This is a genomic window from Escherichia sp. Lx600-2, from assembly GCF_036662595.1.
In the GTDB taxonomy this organism is placed as follows: Bacteria; Pseudomonadota; Gammaproteobacteria; order Enterobacterales; family Enterobacteriaceae; genus Escherichia; species Escherichia coli.
Genome location: NZ_JAYQWM010000038.1, coordinates 24,987 through 42,843, shown reverse-complemented (window position 1 = coordinate 42,843; position 17,857 = coordinate 24,987). Strand labels below are relative to the sequence as shown.

The window sequence follows — 17,857 nt, the reverse complement described above, 5'->3', positions numbered from 1 at the left end:
GACAACGACCGCGAAGACTGGAAGCGTATCTCGGCATCAATGCGCAAACAGCCTGATGCCCTTCGCTACGACCGCCAAACTATTTTTGGCCTTGTCCGTGAGCGTCCGATCGACATTCACAAAGATCCCGTAGCACTGAACAAATATATCTGCGAATACCTGACGACAAAGGGCGTGTTTGAGAATGAAGAAACAGACCTGGGCACTGTTGATGTTCTCCAGTCATCAGAAACACAAACTGATGCAGTGGAAACTGAGGTATCTGATATCCCAAAAAATGAAACCGCGCCGGAAGCTGAACCATCTGTAGAGCGTGAGGGGCCGTTCTATTTCCTCTTCGCAGATAAGGACGGAGAAAAATACGGTCGCGCAAACAAACTTTCTGGTCTGGATAAGGCACTGGCTGCTGGCGCCACTGAAATCACAAAAGAAGAATATTTTGCCCGAAAAAATGGCACATACACGGGCTTACCGCAAAATGTAGATACCGCTGAAGATTCAGAACAACCAGAGCCGATAAAAGTTACCGCTGACGAAGTAAACAAAATTATGCAGGCAGCCAATATCAGCCAGCCTGACGCCGATAAGTTGCTTGCTGCATCACGTGGTGAATTTGTTGAAGGGATTAGTGACCCGAATGATCCGAAATGGGTTAAGGGGATCCAGACCCGCGATTCTGTGAACCAGAACCAGCATGAATCGGAACGGAACTACCAAAAAGCGGAACAAAACAGCCCAAATGCGTTACAAAACGAGCCAGAAACGAAACAGCCTGAACCAGTGGCGCAACAGGAAGTGGAAAAAGTCTGCACCGCCTGCGGTCAGACCGGCGGCGGCAACTGCCCTGATTGTGGCGCGGTGATGGGCGACGCAACATACCAGGAAACATTCGATGAGGAGTATCAGGTTGAAGTTCAGGAAGATGATCCGGAGGAAATGGAAGGCGCTGAACATCCACACAAGGAGAACACTGGCGGCAATCAGCATCACAATAGCGATAATGAAACTGGCGAGACGGCAGATCACTCAATTAAGGTGAACGGTCATCACGAAATCACATCCACCAGCAGGACGTGTGACCATCTAATGATCGACCTTGAAACCATGGGAAAAAATCCTGATGCCCCGATCATCTCAATAAGTGCAATATTTTTCGATCCGCAAACCGGAGATATGGGACCGGAATTTAGTAAGACTATCGATCTGGAAACTGCTGGCGGAGTCATTGATCGGGACACCATTAAATGGTGGCTTAAGCAATCACGCGAAGCGCAATCTGCCATTATGACCGATGAAATCCCGTTAGATGATGCACTGTTACAATTGCGGGAATTTATCGACGAAAACTCCGGTGAATTTTTTGTTCAGGTCTGGGGAAATGGAGCCAACTTCGACAACACGATTTTGCGCCGTTCATACGAACGGCAGGGGATCCCCTGCCCGTGGCGTTACTACAACGATCGCGATGTACGCACAATTGTTGAGCTGGGGAAAGCCATAGACTTCGATGCCAGAACGGCTATTCCATTCGAAGGTGAGCGCCATAATGCACTTGATGACGCCCGTTACCAGGCAAAATACGTTTCAGTTATCTGGCAAAAACTGATCCCGAGTCAGGCTGATTCTTAATGTTCAACTGTCGCCGGTTGTGACTGGTATTCTGCAACCGGCGCTCGTCTGATGTAAGAGATAAAGAAATCGATGAGCGAAGTAATCATGATTGTCTCTCCCGGCAAATGGGTATCCGAAGAGCAGTTAATTGCGCTGAAAGGAATAAAAAAAGGTACGTTAAAAAAGGCCCGGGAAAAATCGTTTATGGAAGGAAGGGAATATAAGCATGTCGCTCATGACGGTATGCCATGGGATAACAGTCCATGCTTTTACAACCTGGAAGAAATTGATCGCTGGATTGAGCGCCAGGCATCAGCAAGACCAAGACGTCATCTTACTTGACTAAAAGCCACACTAACTAATGAGAGAAGTTGAAATGAAATATCCGACAGGCGTGGAAAACCATGGAGGGAAATTACGTATCTGGTTTGTTTATAAAGGCGTAAGAGTCAGGGAAAACCTGGGGGTTCCTGACACAGCAAAAAACAGGCGCGTTGCAGGTGAGCTACGCGCCTCTGTTTGTTACGCAATAAAAACTGGTGTTTTCGACTATGCAAAACAGTTTCCCTCCTCACGCAATCTGGAAAAATTTGGTGAGACCCGACAAGATTTAACCATAAAAGAACTGGCTGAAAAATTTCTGGCACTGAAAGAAACTGAAGTCGCAAAAACATCACTCAACACATACCGTGCCGTCATCAAAAATATCCTGAGCATAATCGGTGAAAAAAATCTTGCCTCATCGATTAATAAAGAAAAATTACTGGAGGTTCGTAAAGAGCTACTGACTGGATACCAGATCCCCAAAAGTAACTATATTGTTACACAACCAGGGAGATCGGCTGTAACTGTAAATAATTACATGACAAATCTTAACGCCGTGTTCCATTTTGGTGTTGATAACGGTTACCTGGCAGATAACCCGTTTAAGGGGATCTCGCCATTAAAGGAATCAAGAACCATTCCGGATCCTCTTTCGCGGGAGGAATTCATCCGTCTTATCGATGCGTGCAGAAATCAGCAAGCCAAAAATTTATGGTGTGTTTCTGTTTATACTGGCGTTCGCCCTGGTGAGCTGTGTGCACTTGGATGGGAGGACATAGATCTGAAAAATGGAACAATGATGATCAGGAGAAATTTAGCAAAAGACCGTTTCACGGTACCAAAAACACAGGCGGGAACCAATCGGGTCATTCATCTTATTAAGCCAGCAATCGACGCTCTCCGGAGTCAGATGACATTAACGAGACTGAGCAAAGAGCATATCATTGATGTTCACCTCAGAGAGTATGGCAGAACAGAAAAACATAAATGCACCTTTGTTTTTCAACCTGAAGTGTCAGCGAGAGTAAAAAATTATGGTGACCATTTTACCGTTGACTCAATAAGGCAGATGTGGGACGCAGCGATAAAACGTGCCGGACTCCGCCATTGAAAATCATATCAGTCGAGACATACTTATGCCTGCTGGTCGCTGACAGTTGGTGCTAACCCGGCATTTATAGCAAACCAGATGGGCCATGCAGATGCGCAAATGGTATTTCAGGTATACGGAAAATGGATGTCTGAAAACAATAATGCACAGGTAGCTTTGTTAAATACACAGTTAAGCGAGTTTGCCCCAACCATGCCCCATAACGAAGCAATGAAAAATTAATTTAATATTTATCAAATAGTTGACACGTATGACTCTTGAAATCCATAAATTCAAGCGCAGTGCCCAGCCATCCCGATACTGCTGCTTTCACCAAATCCTTAGTGCTTCTTTCGTGTTTTTCTATTGTCATAATGGTTATCTCTAAAAAAGAGGTAAGATGCGTACTACTTACTCGCCGTTATTGGTATTATTCAGAAAAAGTGAGTAAGACTTTGCAGCAATGTTTTTGATCCTGTTCAAATAAACTAATGGCATCAGCAACATGCTGGAAATCAAACGTATGGGTAATTAATTTTTCTGGTTTAATTAACCCTTTACTTAACCAGTCGATAACGACCGGAAATTTATTTGCATTTAAGCGTGAAGAGAAAATAGATAGTTCTTTTCCGGTAATTCCTTGCTGAATCACTTCAGAAGGTTCACTGGAGAAGCCCATCAATACAATACGTGCCGCTGGAGAAGCCAGCGTTACGGCCTCTTTCAGGATAGAAGGATGACAAGCCGCATCAATAATTAATGTCGGCTTTATGCCTTTTTCAGCGAAAATCTCGCCAAGCGGTGTCTGGCTGTTATTAATCACCCAGTCAGCCCCGCTCTCTTTCGCTTTTTCCAGTCGTTCATCAATGCGATCGGCAACAATCACATTTTTAACGTTATAGACGCCTTTTAATACCTGAACGATCGTCAGGCCGATTGGACCGGCACCGTAAACCAGAACGGTATCATTTTCAGTCGGTTGACCATGACCGGTTACGTTAGCCGCAATGGTAAAAGGTTCGATCATCACCGCATATTGATCGGCCACTGCTTCAGGAATTTTCCACGCATTTTTTGCCGGAACCACAGCATATTCACTGAAACCACCGTCAGCGTGCACACCTAATACAGCGAGTGTCGTACAAACGTTCGGCTTACCTATAGAGCACGGATAGCAATGACCACAGCTGACCACCGGATCGACAGCAACACGTTCACCGACTCTGGCGCTTTCCACACCTTCACCCACCACATCAATGACGCCAAAGAATTCATGTCCAATGACGCGCGGATATTTCGCAAAAGGATTATGCCCACGATAAATATGGCTATCTGAACCACAAATTCCGGCAAGTTTCACTTTTACTCGTACTTCACCCGCTGACGGGGTGGGTATTTCACGTTCGACAATCGCCAGTTGATTCGGTTTTTCAATTAATATGCTTTTCATTATCTTACTCCTTACCAGTTCCACAGCGTGCCATCTTCCAGACGTGCGACTGGTAGATAAGCAGGTTCATAGGGATATTTCGCCGCCAGCTTTTCATCGAATTCGATGCCAAGACCCGGTTTGTCTCCCGGATGCATATAGCCGTTATCGAAAGTCCAGTTGTGCGGGAAGACTTCGAGCATTTGTTCGGAATAACCCATGTATTCCTGGACACCGAAATTGGGGACCCACAGATCAAAGTGCAGCGCTGCAGCCATGCAGACTGGTGACAAATCGGAAGGACCGTGTGAGCCAGTACGTACCTGATACAGCGAAGCAAAATCGGCAATCCGGCGCATACCGGTAATTCCGCCTGCATGGGTCAGCGTGGTGCGGATATAATCGATGAGTTGCTCTTCAATCAGTTGTTTGCAGTCCCAGATGCTGTTGAAGACTTCACCCACTGCGATGGGTGTGACGGTATGTTGGCGAATGAGACGGAAGCATTCCTGGTTTTCCGCAGGCGTCGGGTCTTCCATCCAGAACATGCGATAATCTTCAATGCTTTTACCAAAGCGCGCCGCTTCAATAGGCGTTAAGCGATGGTGCATGTCATGCAGCAAATGTTCATTAAAACCAAACTTGTTACGTACCGCGTCAAACAATTTCGGCATGAAATCGAGGTATTTCTCCGTCGACCACAGCTGCTCTTCCGGCCACTGTCCTTTGGTTGCGGGTTCATAAGCCAGACCTTTACCTTTCGACATGCCGTAGGTGGTTTTCATACCAGGGATTCCGCACTGCACGCGGATGGCTTTGAATCCCAGCTCCTGATGACGGGCATAATCATCCAGAGCTTCATCAATACTGTGACCGGTGGTATGGCAATAAACCATCACCCCTTCACGAGACGCGCCGCCGAGTAACTGGTAAAGCGGCATGTTGGCAGCTTTGGCTTTAATATCCCACAGCGCCATATCAACCGCTGAAATAGCCGACATCGTAACCGGACCGCGACGCCAGTAAGCACCTTTATAGAAAAACTGCCAGATATCTTCGATACGGTGCGCATCGCGACCAATAAGCTGCGGACAAAGGTGATCCTGCAAATAAGAGGCCACGGAAAGCTCACGTCCATTGAGGGTGGCATCCCCAAGGCCCGTAATACCGTCCTCAGTGGTGATTTTTAATGTGACGAAATTACGCCCCGGACAGGTAACAAAAACTTCAGCCTTTACGATCTTCATGTTCGATTCCTTGCATCGCTTGTCGTGATGCATGAAATCTACGCAACTGAGCTACTACCATACAAGTATGAGGATCAAAAAAAGCCGGAGTGATCACAAAAAAAGGCGTATATTTTCGCCATGAATGGTTGACAAAAGATGAAATAGAGTACCTTTTATCAGCTGACGCTTCCTCGTATCTTATTGATAAAATAGATTTATGTCCTTACGTGCGCCCCCAGCCGGCAACAATGATCAACATGCCGCAAAGCGCAATCAACGCCCCCGTCCAGTCATAAAGACTCAGTTTCACGCCATCCACAACGCGCAGCCACATCAACGCCGTGCAGACATAAACGCCACCATAAGCCGCGTAAACACGCCCACTCGCCGCAGGATGCAACGTTAACAACCAGACAAACAGCGCCAGTGAAATCCCCGCCGGAAGCAACAGCCAGATACTGGCGTTTCGTTTTAACCACAACCAGGGCAGAAAGCATCCAATAATTTCACACAGCGCAGTAGCAAAAAATAGTAACGTTGTTTTAATCATCTTTGTCTCTTATTGACATCATGTATAGTTATAGGGCGACATAATATCATCAATATAAACACCCTCCTGGTACGTTTTGCGTCCGCAGTGGATGGTGTAGAATCACCTTTAATCATTCATACAGGGAATGAATTATGAAAATCACTCTCAGCAAACGAATCGGCCTGCTCGCTTTTCTGCTGCCTTGCGCACTGGCATTGAGCACAACTGTTCATGCCGAAACTAACAAACTGGTGATTGAGTCTGGCGACAGTGCACAAAGCCGCCAGCACGCCGCTATGGAAAAAGAGCAATGGAATGACACGCGCAATCTGCGCCAGAAAGTGAATAAACGCACTGAAAAAGAGTGGGATAAAGCCGACGCCGCTTTTGATAACCGCGATAAATGTGAGCAAAGCGCCAACATCAATGCCTACTGGGAGCCAAATACTTTGCGCTGCCTGGACCGTCGAACTGGCCGCGTTATTACCCCCTAACCTGTTATTGATTTAAGGAATGTAAGGACACGTTATGCCAAGCGCCCACAGTGTTAAGCTACGCCCGCTGGAGCGTGAAGATTTACGCTATGTACATCAACTCGACAATAACGCCAGTGTGATGCGTTACTGGTTTGAGGAACCCTACGAAGCCTTTGTTGAACTCTCTGATCTGTATGATAAGCATATTCACGATCAGAGCGAACGACGCTTTGTGGTGGAATGTGACGGCGAAAAAGCCGGTCTGGTGGAGTTGGTGGAAATTAACCATGTACATCGCCGCGCAGAATTTCAGATAATTATCTCCCCGGAGTATCAGGGGAAAGGTCTGGCAACCCGTGCCGCCAAATTAGCAATGGACTATGGCTTCACCGTTCTCAATCTCTATAAGCTGTATCTGATCGTCGATAAAGAGAATGAAAAAGCGATTCACATTTACCGCAAGCTTGGCTTTACGGTTGAAGGTGAATTGATGCATGAGTTCTTTATTAATGGTCAATATCGTAATGCTATTCGCATGTGTATATTCCAGCATCAGTATCTGGCAGAGCACAAAACACCGGGTCAGACTCTCCTGAAGCCGACCGCACAATAGCATTAATAATAATCGATCGTATTTTTGATGGTGTAAACCCGTTCGACGGCGGGTTTTACTCCTTCATCAACAATGATCAGCTGACAGTCCACTGGATTGGCGTGACTGTCATATTCACAGCTCTGTTTTACATTACCAACCCGTTGATTGTTCAGTAAAGTAACCGCTGTGTAATCTAATTTTTTGATCGGATCCGTTGATGGCGTGGCGCTGACAGATAATGTTTTGTCGTTACTTTTCGTGGTTTTACCCAGCGGATACCCCTGATCATCATAGCGATATTCCATCTGCATCTGTTTGCTGCTGGCTTTAATCACGAAGCCATTATCATCGGTTTCCCAACTCACCCCGGCAGAAGGTAATTCTGCTAGCTGGCATTTTCCCTGTAAACGTACTCTCTTCTCCAGCGTCTCGGCATCACGGTAATAATTGGCGTCCAGTACCAGAGCGACCACGGTATTATTTTCCAGATCCAGTAATTCGAGTGAATCAAAACAGCCTTCTTCCGACAAAGTCCCCGAAACACGTTTCGTCACTTCACCTTGCTCATCCATTAATGTCTGAGTGAAATCTTTTACCGGACCACGCAGCGGATCAAAATCGAATTCATTAGAGAAACTGGCCATCTCAGGAGTAAATGAAAGTGTTACCTCTGTGCGGTCACATCCTGTGAGTAATATCGCGAGTAAGCATGGCAGTAATTTGTATTTCACATCAGTCACCAGAGAGTAGAGATGATTCTCAATCATAGTAGCAAATACAGTACTTTACACGTTAAATGCTATGCTTAAAGAAGTTATCTTCGCGTAAGGAGCTTATGATGAAACTCTCAACCTGCTGTGCCGCGCTTCTGCTCGCCCTCGCCTCACCCGCGGTACTCGCCGCGCCGGGATCCTGTGAGCGCATACAGAGCGATATATCACAGCGCATTATCAATAATGGCGTACCCGAAAGCAGCTTCACGTTAAGTATTGCACCCAATGACCAGGTTGATCAGCCTGATTCCCAGGTCGTCGGGCATTGTGCTAATGATACGCATAAAATTCTCTACACCCGCACCACCAGCGGTAACGTCTCTGCTCCCGCGCAGTCTACCCAGGATGGCGCGCCTGCCGAACTGCAGTAATACATTATCGACTGAACGCCGGATACGACGCATCCGGCGATTTGAACATATAACATAACCCACCTTATTACTCATACCCTTCTATTGATATGGATTAATAATTCTTAACCCAAAATGGGTAGACCCCTCTATTGTTAGCGCGCTAAATATTCAATATATAAACTTTTATATAACGATAAAGAACAGGGAGTGAGTTATGTCCAAAAATGAACAAATGGTGGGCATCAGCCGCAGAACACTCGTTAAATCTACCGCGATAGGTTCTCTGGCGCTGGCTGCAGGCGGTTTTTCTTTACCGTTTACCCTGCACAGTGCAGCAGCAGCGGTACAACAGGCCCGCGAAAAAGTGGTCTGGGGTGCCTGTTCTGTCAACTGTGGTAGCCGCTGTGCACTTCGTCTACATGTTAAAGATAATGAAGTGACCTGGGTGGAAACTGACAATACCGGCAGCGATGAGTACGGCAACCATCAGGTACGCGCCTGTTTGCGCGGTCGCTCCATCCGCCGGCGTATTAATCATCCCGATCGCTTGAATTACCCAATGAAACGCGTGGGCAAACGCGGCGAAGGCAAATTCGAACGGATTAGCTGGGATGAAGCCCTGGATACTATCGCCAGTAGCCTGAAGAAAACCGTCGAACAATATGGCAATGAGGCTGTATATATTCAGTACTCTTCGGGGATCGTTGGCGGCAATATGACCCGCTCTTCGCCATCAGCCTCGGCGGTCAAACGCCTGATGAACTGCTACGGCGGTTCACTCAACCAGTATGGCTCCTACAGCACTGCGCAAATTTCCTGTGCCATGCCCTACACCTACGGCAGTAATGATGGCAACAGCACCACGGATATTGAAAACAGCAAGCTGGTCGTGATGTTTGGTAACAACCCGGCAGAAACCCGCATGAGCGGCGGTGGCATCACTTATCTTCTTGAAAAAGCCCGCGAAAAATCGAACGCAAAAATGATTGTTATCGATCCGCGATATACCGATACGGCTGCCGGTCGTGAAGACGAATGGCTTCCTATTCGCCCGGGCACCGATGCCGCGCTGGTTGCGGGTATTGCCTGGGTATTGATTAACGAAAATCTCGTTGATCAACCTTTTCTCGATAAATACTGCGTCGGCTATGACGAAAAAACCTTACCCGCAGATGCACCCAAAAATGGTCACTATAAAGCCTATATTCTTGGTGAAGGTGACGATAAAACAGCGAAAACGCCGCAGTGGGCTTCGCAAATTACCGGTATCCCGGTGGACCGTATCATCAAACTGGCGCGTGAAATTGGCACAGCAAAACCCGCTTATATCTGCCAGGGCTGGGGGCCGCAACGCCAGGCAAACGGCGAGCTGACCGCACGCGCTATTGCTATGTTGCCTATTCTGACGGGCAATGTCGGCATCAGCGGCGGAAATAGTGGCGCGCGTGAATCGACCTATACCATTACCATAGAGCGCCTGCCGGTGCTGGATAATCCGGTCAAAACGTCAATTTCCTGCTTCAGCTGGACAGATGCTATCGATCATGGCCCACAAATGACGGCAATCCGCGACGGTGTCCGGGGCAAAGATAAACTGGATGTGCCCATTAAGTTCATCTGGAACTACGCGGGAAATACCCTGGTTAATCAGCATTCTGACATCAACAAAACGCATGAAATTCTGCAGGACGAATCGAAATGCGAAATGATTGTGGTCATCGAAAACTTTATGACCTCATCGGCAAAATATGCCGACATTCTGCTGCCAGACCTGATGACCGTTGAGCAGGAAGATATTATTCCTAACGACTACGCCGGTAACATGGGATATCTCATTTTCCTCCAGCCAGTCACCAGCGAAAAATTCGAACGTAAACCGATTTACTGGATCCTGAGTGAGGTCGCGAAACGTCTTGGACCTGACGTCTATCAAAAGTTCACTGAAGGTCGCACGCAGGAACAATGGTTACAACATCTGTACGCCAAAATGCTTGCCAAAGATCCGGCGTTACCGTCTTACGACGAACTGAAAAAATGGGTATCTATAAGCGTAAAGATCCCAATGGTCATTTTGTCGCCTACAAAGCATTTCGTGACGACCCCGAGGCAAATCCACTTAAAACACCTTCCGGTAAGATTGAAATTTATTCCAGCAAGCTGGCGGAAATTGCCCGTACCTGGGAACTGGAAAAAGATGAAGTGATAAGCCCACTGCCAGTTTATGCCTCAACCTTTGAAGGCTGGGACTCCCCTGAACGTAGTACCTTTCCACTGCAACTGTTTGGTTTCCATTACAAATCCCGTACTCACTCGACCTACGGCAATATTGATCTCCTGAAGGCTGCCTGCCGTCAGGAGGTGTGGATCAACCCTATAGATGCGCAGAAACGTGGGATTGCCAACGGCGATATGGTGCGGGTGTTTAACCATCGTGGCGAAGTTCGGCTACCAGCCAAAGTGACACCACGTATTCTCCCTGGAGTTAGCGCTATGGGCCAGGGAGCCTGGCACGAGGCCAATATGTCTGGCGATAAAATCGACCATGGAGGCTGTGTGAATACGCTAACCACTCTGCGCCCTTCACCACTGGCGAAGGGAAACCCGCAGCATACGAATCTGGTCGAGATCGAAAAAATATAACCCACTACAACCATAAATTCTGGCATGACATTTTGTTTGAAAAGCAATAAGTGAGTAATGATGAAAATCCATACCACAGAGGCGCTCATGAAGGCTGAAATCAGCCGTAGAAGTCTGATGAAAACCTCCGCACTTGGCAGTCTTGCGCTGGCAAGCAGTGCTTTCACTCTGCCATTTTCCCAAATGGTCCGGGCGGCAGAGGCTCCGGTAGAAGAGAAAGCGGTCTGGAGTTCCTGTACCGTTAACTGCGGGAGCCGCTGTCTGTTACGTTTGCATGTGAAAGATGACACCGTGTACTGGGTGGAGTCTGATACGACAGGTGACGACGTCTACGGTAATCATCAGGTTCGAGCGTGTTTACGCGGGCGCTCTATCCGCCGACGGATGAATCATCCTGATAGGTTGAAATATCCCATGAAGCGCGTCGGCAAGCGCGGTGAAGGTAAATTTGAACGGATAAGTTGGGACGAAGCCCTGGATACCATCAGTGATAATCTTCGGCGGATCCTAAAAGATTACGGCAATGAGGCTGTACATGTCCTGTACGGAACAGGTGTAGATGGCGGAAACATCACCAACTCAAACGTCCCGTACCGTCTGATGAACTCTTGCGGTGGTTTTCTCAGTCGCTATGGCAGCTACAGTACCGCACAGATCAGTGCCGCAATGAGTTATATGTTCGGTGCCAATGATGGCAACAGCCCGGATGATATCGCCAATACGAAACTGGTCGTTATGTTCGGAAATAACCCGGCAGAAACGCGGATGAGCGGTGGTGGTGTCACTTACTACGTCGAGCAAGCCCGCGAACGTTCAAACGCACGCATAATCGTCATCGATCCACGTTATAACGACACAGCTGCCGGGCGTGAAGATGAATGGCTGCCCATTCGCCCTGGCACCGATGGCGCACTGGCCTGTGCGATTGCCTGGGTACTGATTACTGAAAACATGGTCGATCAGCCATTTCTCGACAAATATTGTGTTGGTTACGATGAAAAAACGCTGCCCGCCAACGCACCACGTAACGCGCATTATAAAGCCTATATTCTGGGCGAAGGGCCTGACGGCATAGCTAAAACGCCGGAATGGGCAGCAAAAATCACCTGCATCCCGGCAGAAAAAATTATCCAGTTGGCACGAGAGATCGGTTCAGCAAAACCTGCTTATATTTGTCAGGGTTGGGGGCCACAACGACATTCCAACGGCGAGCAAACATCCCGCGCTATTGCCATGCTTTCCGTTCTCACCGGTAACGTCGGCATAAACGGCGGCAACTCAGGCGTACGCGAAGGTAGCTGGGATCTGGGGGTAGAATGGTTCCCGATGCTCGAGAATCCTGTTAAAACGCAGATTTCCGTCTTTACATGGACAGATGCCATCGATCATGGTACGGAAATGACCGCGACCCGTGATGGTGTTCGTGGAAAAGAAAAACTGGATGTCCCCATCAAGTTTTTATGGTGCTACGCCAGTAACACATTGATCAATCAACATGGCGACATCAATCACACCCATGAGGTGCTTCAGGATGACAGCAAGTGCGAGATGATTGTTGGCATTGACCACTTCATGACGGCCTCGGCTAAGTATTGCGATATCCTGTTGCCCGACCTGATGCCAACAGAGCAAGAAGACCTTATCTCTCATGAATCTGCAGGGAATATGGGCTATGTGATCCTCGCCCAACCCGCAACCTCAGCAAAATTTGAACGCAAACCCATCTACTGGATGCTGAGTGAAGTCGCCAAACGCTTAGGACCGGACGTTTATCAAACCTTTACTGAAGGTCGCAGTCAGCATGAATGGATCAAATATCTCCATGCGAAAACGAAGGAACGTAACCCTGAGATGCCCGACTACGAGGAGATGAAAACGACCGGGATCTTTAAGAAAAAATGCCCGGAAGAACACTACGTCGCTTTCCGCGCATTCCGTGAAGATCCACAGGCAAACCCGTTGAAAACACCTTCGGGGAAAATCGAAATTTATTCTGAACGACTGGCGAAGATTGCAGATACCTGGGAATTGAAAAAAGATGAAGTTATTCATCCCCTTCCAGCTTATACGCCAGGTTTTGATGGCTGGGACGATCCCCTGCGGAAAACCTATCCACTGCAGTTAACGGGCTTCCACTACAAAGCGCGTACCCACTCCAGCTACGGCAATATTGATGTGTTACAGCAGGCCTGCCCACAAGAGGTGTGGATCAACCCCATTGATGCTCAGGCACGCGGTATCCGTCATGGCGATACCGTGCGGGTATTTAACAATAATGGAGAAATGCTGATTGCCGCAAAAGTGACTCCGCGTATTCTGCCTGGCGTTACCGCCATCGGGCAAGGTGCGTGGCTTAAAGCGGATATGTTTGGTGACCGGGTCGATCACGGCGGCAGTATTAATATTCTGACCTCTCACCGCCCTTCACCGCTGGCAAAGGGAAACCCGTCGCACAGCAATCTTGTCCAGATCGAAAAGGTTTAAGGAGTAGCCCATGACCACACAATATGGATTTTTTATCGATTCCAGCCGCTGTACTGGCTGTAAAACCTGCGAACTGGCGTGCAAAGATTTTAAAGATCTTGGCCCGGAAGTCAGTTTCCGCCGTATTTATGAATATGCTGGCGGCGACTGGCAGGAAGATAATGGCGTCTGGCACCAGAACGTGTTCGCTTATTATCTCTCCATCTCCTGTAACCATTGCGATGACCCCGCATGTACAAAAGTCTGCCCCAGCGGCGCAATGCATAAGCGTGAAGATGGCTTTGTGGTGGTTGATGAAGATGTTTGTATCGGCTGCCGCTACTGCCACATGGCTTGTCCGTACGGCGCGCCACAGTACAATGCTGAAAAAGGGCACATGACGAAGTGCGATGGTTGTTATTCGCGCGTCGCCGAGGGGAAACAACCCATATGTGTCGAATCCTGCCCGCTGCGTGCACTTGAGTTCGGTCCAATTGAAGAGCTGCGCCAGAAGCACGGCACTCTGGCTGCCGTCGCGCCACTGCCGCGCGCGCATTTCACAAAACCCAATATCGTTATCAAACCTAACGCCAACAGCCGCCCGACCGGCGATACCACTGGTTATCTGGCTAATCCGGAGGAAGTTTAAAATGGGAAATGGATGGCATGAATGGCCACTGGTTATCTTTACCGTATTGGGTCAATGCATAGTAGGCGCGCTGATTGTTAGCGGAATTGGCTGGTTCGCCGCCAAAAATGACGCAGACCGTCAGCACATTGTTCGTGGCATGTTTTTCCTCTGGCTGTTGATGGGCATCGGGTTTATTGCCTCTGTCATGCACCTGGGATCGCCACTGCGGGCGTTTAACTCGCTGAATCGAATCGGAGCTTCTGGTCTGAGTAACGAGATTGCTGCCGGTTCCATATTTTTTGCCGTTGGCGGACTATGGTGGCTGGTGGCGGTCATCGGTAAAATGCCGCAAGCGTTGGGGAAACTCTGGTTACTTGTCAGCATGGCGCTCGGCGTCATTTTCGTCTGGATGATGACCTGCGTGTATCAAATCGACACTGTGCCCACCTGGCATAACGGTTACACTACGCTGGCTTTCTTCCTGACGGTATTGTTGAGTGGTCCAATACTTGCTGCCGCAATTCTGCGGGCAGCCCGCGTTACATTTAATACCACACCATTTGCCATCATTAGCGTTCTAGCGCTGATCGCTTGTGCCGGGGTGATTGTGCTGCAAGGTTTGTCTCTGTCGTCTATTCACTCATCCGTGCAACAAGCCAGCGCACTGGTACCAGATTACGCCTCCTTACAGGTCTGGCGTGTGGTATTGTTATGCGCAGGTCTAGGATGCTGGCTTTGTCCGCTCATACGTCGCCGTGAACCTCACGTTGCCGGACTTATTCTGGGGTTAATCCTCATTCTTGGCGGTGAGATGATCGGGCGTGTGCTCTTTTATGGCCTGCACATGACGGTAGGAATGGCTATTGCAGGTTAACAAATTGGTGCGGGGCAACCCGCACATTTCAGGATGTTAGGAATGACCCATTTTTCACAGCAAGATAATTTTTCTGTCGCGGCGCGCGTGTTGGGCGCGCTGTTTTATTACGCTCCAGAGAGTGCTGAAGCCGCACCTCTGGTTGCGGTACTCACCAGTGACGGCTGGGAAACTCAGTGGCCTCTACCAGAAGCGTCATTAGCGCCGCTGGTGACGGCTTTTCAGACACAGTGTGAAGAGACTCACGCCCAGGCCTGGCAGCGTTTGTTTGTCGGCCCGTGGGCACTGCCGTCTCCGCCGTGGGGGTCGGTCTGGCTGGATCGCGAATCTGTGCTGTTTGGCGATTCAACATTGGCACTTCGTCAGTGGATGCGCGAGAAAGGCATTCAGTTTGAAATGAAGCAAAACGAACCGGAAGATCATTTTGGTTCACTGCTGTTGATGGCTGCGTGGTTGGCGGAGAATGGTCGCCAGACAGAATGCGAAGAATTGCTGGCATGGCACCTTTTTCCGTGGTCAACACGTTTTCTTGACGTTTTTATCGAAAAAGCAGAACACCCTTTCTACCGCGCACTGGGTGAACTGGCTCGCTTAACGCTGGCGCAATGGCAATCACAACTGTTAATTCCTGTCGCGGTTAAACCGCTGTTTCGATAGGATCACCGTAATATTGCCGGATGGTGACGATTACGCGCAATCCGGCAATAATAGGTTACAGTGTCACGTTTTTTATCTCTTAAAGCATGCACTGCTTTTGCGGCTGGCCTCTTTTGCCGCAAAATAGTCGCCCGTGTTTCATTGCCCATTTCTGCTCATGCATCATCTACACATCTATCCGGATCTGCGCACTATGTTCCGCCGTCTGCTTATCGCAACAGTCGTCGGTATTCTCGCGGCCTTTGCCGTTGCCGGGTTTCGTCATGCGATGCTGCTACTGGAGTGGTTGTTCCTCAATAATGACTCGGGCAGTCTGGTCAATGCAGCGACAAATCTTTCCCCCTGGCGACGGCTGCTAACTCCGGCGCTCGGCGGACTGGCGGCGGGTTTGTTGTTGATGGGCTGGCAGAAATTTACCCAGCAACGCCCTCATGCGCCGACCGATTACATGGAAGCGTTGCAAACCGATGGTCAGTTTGATTACGCAGCAAGCCTGGTTAAATCGCTTGCCTCTCTGCTGGTAGTAACCAGCGGCAGCGCAATTGGTCGCGAAGGTGCGATGATTCTTTTAGCTGCCCTTGCCGCCTCCTGTTTTGCCCAACGTTTTACGCCACGCCAGGAGTGGAAATTATGGATCGCCTGTGGGGCCGCGGCGGGAATGGCTGCGGCCTATCGTGCCCCGCTTGCTGGCAGTTTATTTATAGCCGAAGTGCTGTTTGGCACTATGATGTTGGCCTCTCTCGGCCCGGTGATTATTTCCGCCGTCGTGGCATTGCTGGTTAGCAATCTGATTAATCATAGCGACGCGTTACTCTACAGCGTACAACTCTCAGTGACGGTTCAGGCTCGTGACTATGCGCTGATTATCAGTACAGGTGTGCTGGCAGGTCGGTGCGGACCACTGTTGTTAACGTTAATGAACGCCTGTCATCGTGGATTTGTGAGTCTCAAACTTGCGCCGCCCTGGCAACTGGCACTAGGCGGGTTGATCGTGGGTCTGCTTTCCCTGTTCACACCTGCAGTGTGGGGCAACGGCTATAGCACCGTACAATCCTTTTTAACCGCCCCGCCACTGTTAATGATCATTGCCGGGATCTTCCTTTGTAAACTGTGTGCCGTGCTGGCGAGTAGCGGTTCCGGCGCACCCGGTGGTGTCTTTACACCGACGCTATTTATCGGTCTTGCCATTGGCATGTTGTATGGTCGTAGCCTGGGATTATGGTTCCCTGATGGCGAAGAAATTACGCTTTTACTCGGATTGACCGGGATGGCGACACTGTTGGCGGCAACCACGCACGCGCCGATTATGTCGACGTTGATGATATGTGAAATGACCGGGGAGTATCAGCTACTCCCCGGTTTATTGATTGCCTGCGTAATTGCGTCGGTAATCTCGCGGACGTTACACCGTGACTCTATCTACCGCCAGCACACTGCGCAGCATAGCTAAGCGGATGTATTGCCCCAGTTCACGCTGTTCGGCGCGCGGCAGATAAGGCAGTTCACCAATGAGCGGTGCCGGAAGTTTTTTACCGAGCACATCAATGATTTCCGCATAATGCGCCAGTCCTGGGTTGATTCGGTTAGCCACCCAGCCAATGAGCGGCAGCCCGTCGTTGGCAATCGCCTGAGCTGTTAGCAGTGCATGGTTAATGCAACCTTCCTGAATACCGACAACCATCAACACCGGCAGTTGTTCCTGCACCACCCATTCAGAGAGTGGACGCAAATCATTCATCAGACTACGCCAGCCGCCAGTCCCTTCTACCACGACATGATCGACTTTTTCGGTCAGGTTTGCCAGGCCGTTTGAAATGAGGGTGTAATTGATTGGGCAACTGTGCGCCACGCTACTTTCTTCTTCGCTTAACGCGATAGGATTAACTGCTTCATAAGGCAGTTCGATGGTTGAAACACTCTGCAACACCAGGGCATCTTTATTACGCAGCCCTTCGGGTGTCTCTTTGCTCCCCTTCGCTACGGGTTTATATCCCGCAACCGTTTTTCCCTGGGAGGCTAACGCTTGTAGCAATGCGCGGGAAACCACCGTTTTCCCTACAGAAGTGTCTGTACCGGTAATAAAGAAACGCTTCAGCATCACTAACTCCACCGTTATGCTTCACAAATATAAACCAGGAAAATAATTAACCTTGAAAGTCTAAGTTATGCTTTCCTGGCCC

15 protein-coding genes and 2 pseudogenes are annotated in these 17,857 nt (G+C 49.0%); 12 read left to right on the top strand and 5 right to left on the bottom strand.

Annotated elements, in window-relative coordinates; translation table 11 throughout:
• From OQV04_RS14820 to OQV04_RS14810, 3 genes and pseudogenes are all read left to right on the top strand, one after another.
• On the top strand, nucleotides 1–1,629 hold a 1,629-nt coding region (locus tag OQV04_RS14820; RefSeq protein ID WP_196613742.1), incomplete at its 5' end, for an exonuclease.
• A gap of 72 nt (nucleotides 1,630–1,701) precedes the next feature.
• On the top strand, nucleotides 1,702–1,953 hold the full coding sequence (locus tag OQV04_RS14815) for an excisionase family protein (RefSeq protein WP_000005552.1): 252 nt from the start codon (nucleotides 1,702–1,704) through the stop codon (nucleotides 1,951–1,953).
• A 34-nt stretch (nucleotides 1,954–1,987) separates the two neighbouring features.
• A pseudogene (locus OQV04_RS14810) lies at nucleotides 1,988–3,268 on the top strand (tyrosine-type recombinase/integrase).
• 187 nt (nucleotides 3,269–3,455) lie between these two features.
• Here OQV04_RS14810 and OQV04_RS14805 read toward each other — a convergent pair.
• The 3 genes from OQV04_RS14805 to OQV04_RS14795 all read right to left on the bottom strand — a co-directional run bounded on the left by OQV04_RS14805 (nucleotide 3,456) and on the right by OQV04_RS14795 (nucleotide 6,233).
• Nucleotides 3,456–4,475 carry a Zn-dependent oxidoreductase gene (locus OQV04_RS14805; RefSeq protein ID WP_032282061.1) on the bottom strand — a complete coding sequence of 340 codons (1,020 nt, stop codon included), beginning with the start codon at nucleotides 4,473–4,475 and terminating at the stop codon, nucleotides 3,456–3,458.
• 11 nt (nucleotides 4,476–4,486) lie between these two features.
• Nucleotides 4,487–5,701: a starvation-sensing protein RspA gene (gene rspA / locus OQV04_RS14800; RefSeq protein WP_001295394.1), complete on the bottom strand. Its 1,215-nt coding sequence runs from the start codon at nucleotides 5,699–5,701 to the stop codon at nucleotides 4,487–4,489.
• Nucleotides 5,702–5,906: 205 nt separating this feature from the next.
• Complete coding sequence (locus OQV04_RS14795; RefSeq protein WP_001295395.1) at nucleotides 5,907–6,233, bottom strand: YnfA family protein; 327 nt, start codon at nucleotides 6,231–6,233, stop codon at nucleotides 5,907–5,909.
• A gap of 134 nt (nucleotides 6,234–6,367) precedes the next feature.
• Here OQV04_RS14795 and OQV04_RS14790 point away from each other — a divergent pair, with 134 nt between their 5' ends.
• Nucleotides 6,368–6,709: a DUF1283 family protein gene (locus OQV04_RS14790; RefSeq protein ID WP_000705197.1), complete on the top strand. Its 342-nt coding sequence runs from the start codon at nucleotides 6,368–6,370 to the stop codon at nucleotides 6,707–6,709.
• Nucleotides 6,710–6,743: 34 nt separating this feature from the next.
• A complete protein-coding gene (speG, locus tag OQV04_RS14785; protein ID WP_001138584.1) occupies nucleotides 6,744–7,304 on the top strand; it encodes a spermidine N1-acetyltransferase in 561 nt (186 codons plus the stop codon).
• A 2-nt stretch (nucleotides 7,305–7,306) separates the two neighbouring features.
• Here speG and OQV04_RS14780 read toward each other — a convergent pair whose 3' ends face one another.
• Nucleotides 7,307–8,017 (bottom strand): YnfC family lipoprotein, encoded by a 711-nt coding sequence (locus tag OQV04_RS14780; protein WP_072129879.1) that lies wholly within the window; start codon nucleotides 8,015–8,017, stop codon nucleotides 7,307–7,309.
• 107 nt (nucleotides 8,018–8,124) lie between these two features.
• On the opposite strand from OQV04_RS14780, the gene OQV04_RS14775 reads away from it, so the two are divergent.
• From OQV04_RS14775 to clcB, 7 genes and pseudogenes are all read left to right on the top strand, one after another.
• Nucleotides 8,125–8,430: a DUF1161 domain-containing protein gene (locus OQV04_RS14775; protein WP_032282063.1), complete on the top strand. Its 306-nt coding sequence runs from the start codon at nucleotides 8,125–8,127 to the stop codon at nucleotides 8,428–8,430.
• Between the two features lie 196 nt (nucleotides 8,431–8,626).
• Nucleotides 8,627–11,052, top strand: a pseudogene (ynfE, locus tag OQV04_RS14770) (selenate/tellurate reductase subunit YnfE).
• A gap of 60 nt (nucleotides 11,053–11,112) precedes the next feature.
• Complete coding sequence (ynfF, locus tag OQV04_RS14765; protein WP_247806741.1) at nucleotides 11,113–13,536, top strand: selenate/tellurate reductase subunit YnfF; 2,424 nt, start codon at nucleotides 11,113–11,115, stop codon at nucleotides 13,534–13,536.
• A gap of 10 nt (nucleotides 13,537–13,546) precedes the next feature.
• Nucleotides 13,547–14,164, top strand: coding sequence for a DMSO reductase like molybdoenzyme iron-sulfur subunit YnfG (ynfG, locus tag OQV04_RS14760; protein WP_000213028.1), 618 nt, complete (start codon nucleotides 13,547–13,549; stop codon nucleotides 14,162–14,164).
• A 1-nt stretch (nucleotide 14,165) separates the two neighbouring features.
• A complete protein-coding gene (ynfH, locus tag OQV04_RS14755; RefSeq protein WP_032282066.1) occupies nucleotides 14,166–15,020 on the top strand; it encodes a selenate reductase membrane anchor subunit YnfH in 855 nt (284 codons plus the stop codon).
• Nucleotides 15,021–15,062: 42 nt separating this feature from the next.
• Nucleotides 15,063–15,677: a Tat proofreading chaperone DmsD gene (dmsD, locus tag OQV04_RS14750; RefSeq protein ID WP_000148710.1), complete on the top strand. Its 615-nt coding sequence runs from the start codon at nucleotides 15,063–15,065 to the stop codon at nucleotides 15,675–15,677.
• Between the two features lie 157 nt (nucleotides 15,678–15,834).
• Nucleotides 15,835–17,127 carry a voltage-gated ClC-type chloride channel ClcB gene (gene clcB, locus OQV04_RS14745; RefSeq protein ID WP_071999239.1) on the top strand — a complete coding sequence of 431 codons (1,293 nt, stop codon included), beginning with the start codon at nucleotides 15,835–15,837 and terminating at the stop codon, nucleotides 17,125–17,127.
• On the opposite strand, the gene bioD is transcribed toward clcB, so the two are convergent.
• Nucleotides 17,080–17,775, bottom strand: coding sequence for a dethiobiotin synthase (bioD, locus tag OQV04_RS14740; RefSeq protein ID WP_000919231.1), 696 nt, complete (start codon nucleotides 17,773–17,775; stop codon nucleotides 17,080–17,082). The two genes, clcB and bioD, sit on opposite strands and share 48 nt — an antisense overlap.
• Nucleotides 17,776–17,857: the final 82 nt, after the last annotated feature.

Bases quoted from the DNA above. Each gene is read 5' to 3' on its own strand.
- OQV04_RS14815 (WP_000005552.1), top strand. From the start codon at position 1,702: ATGAGCGAAGTAATCATGATTGTCTCTCCCGGCAAATGGGTATCCGAA.
- OQV04_RS14805 (WP_032282061.1), bottom strand. From the start codon at position 4,475: ATGAAAAGCATATTAATTGAAAAACCGAATCAACTGGCGATTGTCGAA.
- rspA (WP_001295394.1), bottom strand. From the start codon at position 5,701: ATGAAGATCGTAAAGGCTGAAGTTTTTGTTACCTGTCCGGGGCGTAAT.
- OQV04_RS14795 (WP_001295395.1), bottom strand. From the start codon at position 6,233: ATGATTAAAACAACGTTACTATTTTTTGCTACTGCGCTGTGTGAAATT.
- OQV04_RS14790 (WP_000705197.1), top strand. From the start codon at position 6,368: ATGAAAATCACTCTCAGCAAACGAATCGGCCTGCTCGCTTTTCTGCTG.
- speG (WP_001138584.1), top strand. From the start codon at position 6,744: ATGCCAAGCGCCCACAGTGTTAAGCTACGCCCGCTGGAGCGTGAAGAT.
- OQV04_RS14775 (WP_032282063.1), top strand. From the start codon at position 8,125: ATGAAACTCTCAACCTGCTGTGCCGCGCTTCTGCTCGCCCTCGCCTCA.
- ynfF (WP_247806741.1), top strand. From the start codon at position 11,113: ATGAAAATCCATACCACAGAGGCGCTCATGAAGGCTGAAATCAGCCGT.
- ynfG (WP_000213028.1), top strand. From the start codon at position 13,547: ATGACCACACAATATGGATTTTTTATCGATTCCAGCCGCTGTACTGGC.
- ynfH (WP_032282066.1), top strand. From the start codon at position 14,166: ATGGGAAATGGATGGCATGAATGGCCACTGGTTATCTTTACCGTATTG.
- dmsD (WP_000148710.1), top strand. From the start codon at position 15,063: ATGACCCATTTTTCACAGCAAGATAATTTTTCTGTCGCGGCGCGCGTG.
- clcB (WP_071999239.1), top strand. From the start codon at position 15,835: ATGCATCATCTACACATCTATCCGGATCTGCGCACTATGTTCCGCCGT.
- bioD (WP_000919231.1), bottom strand. From the start codon at position 17,775: ATGCTGAAGCGTTTCTTTATTACCGGTACAGACACTTCTGTAGGGAAA.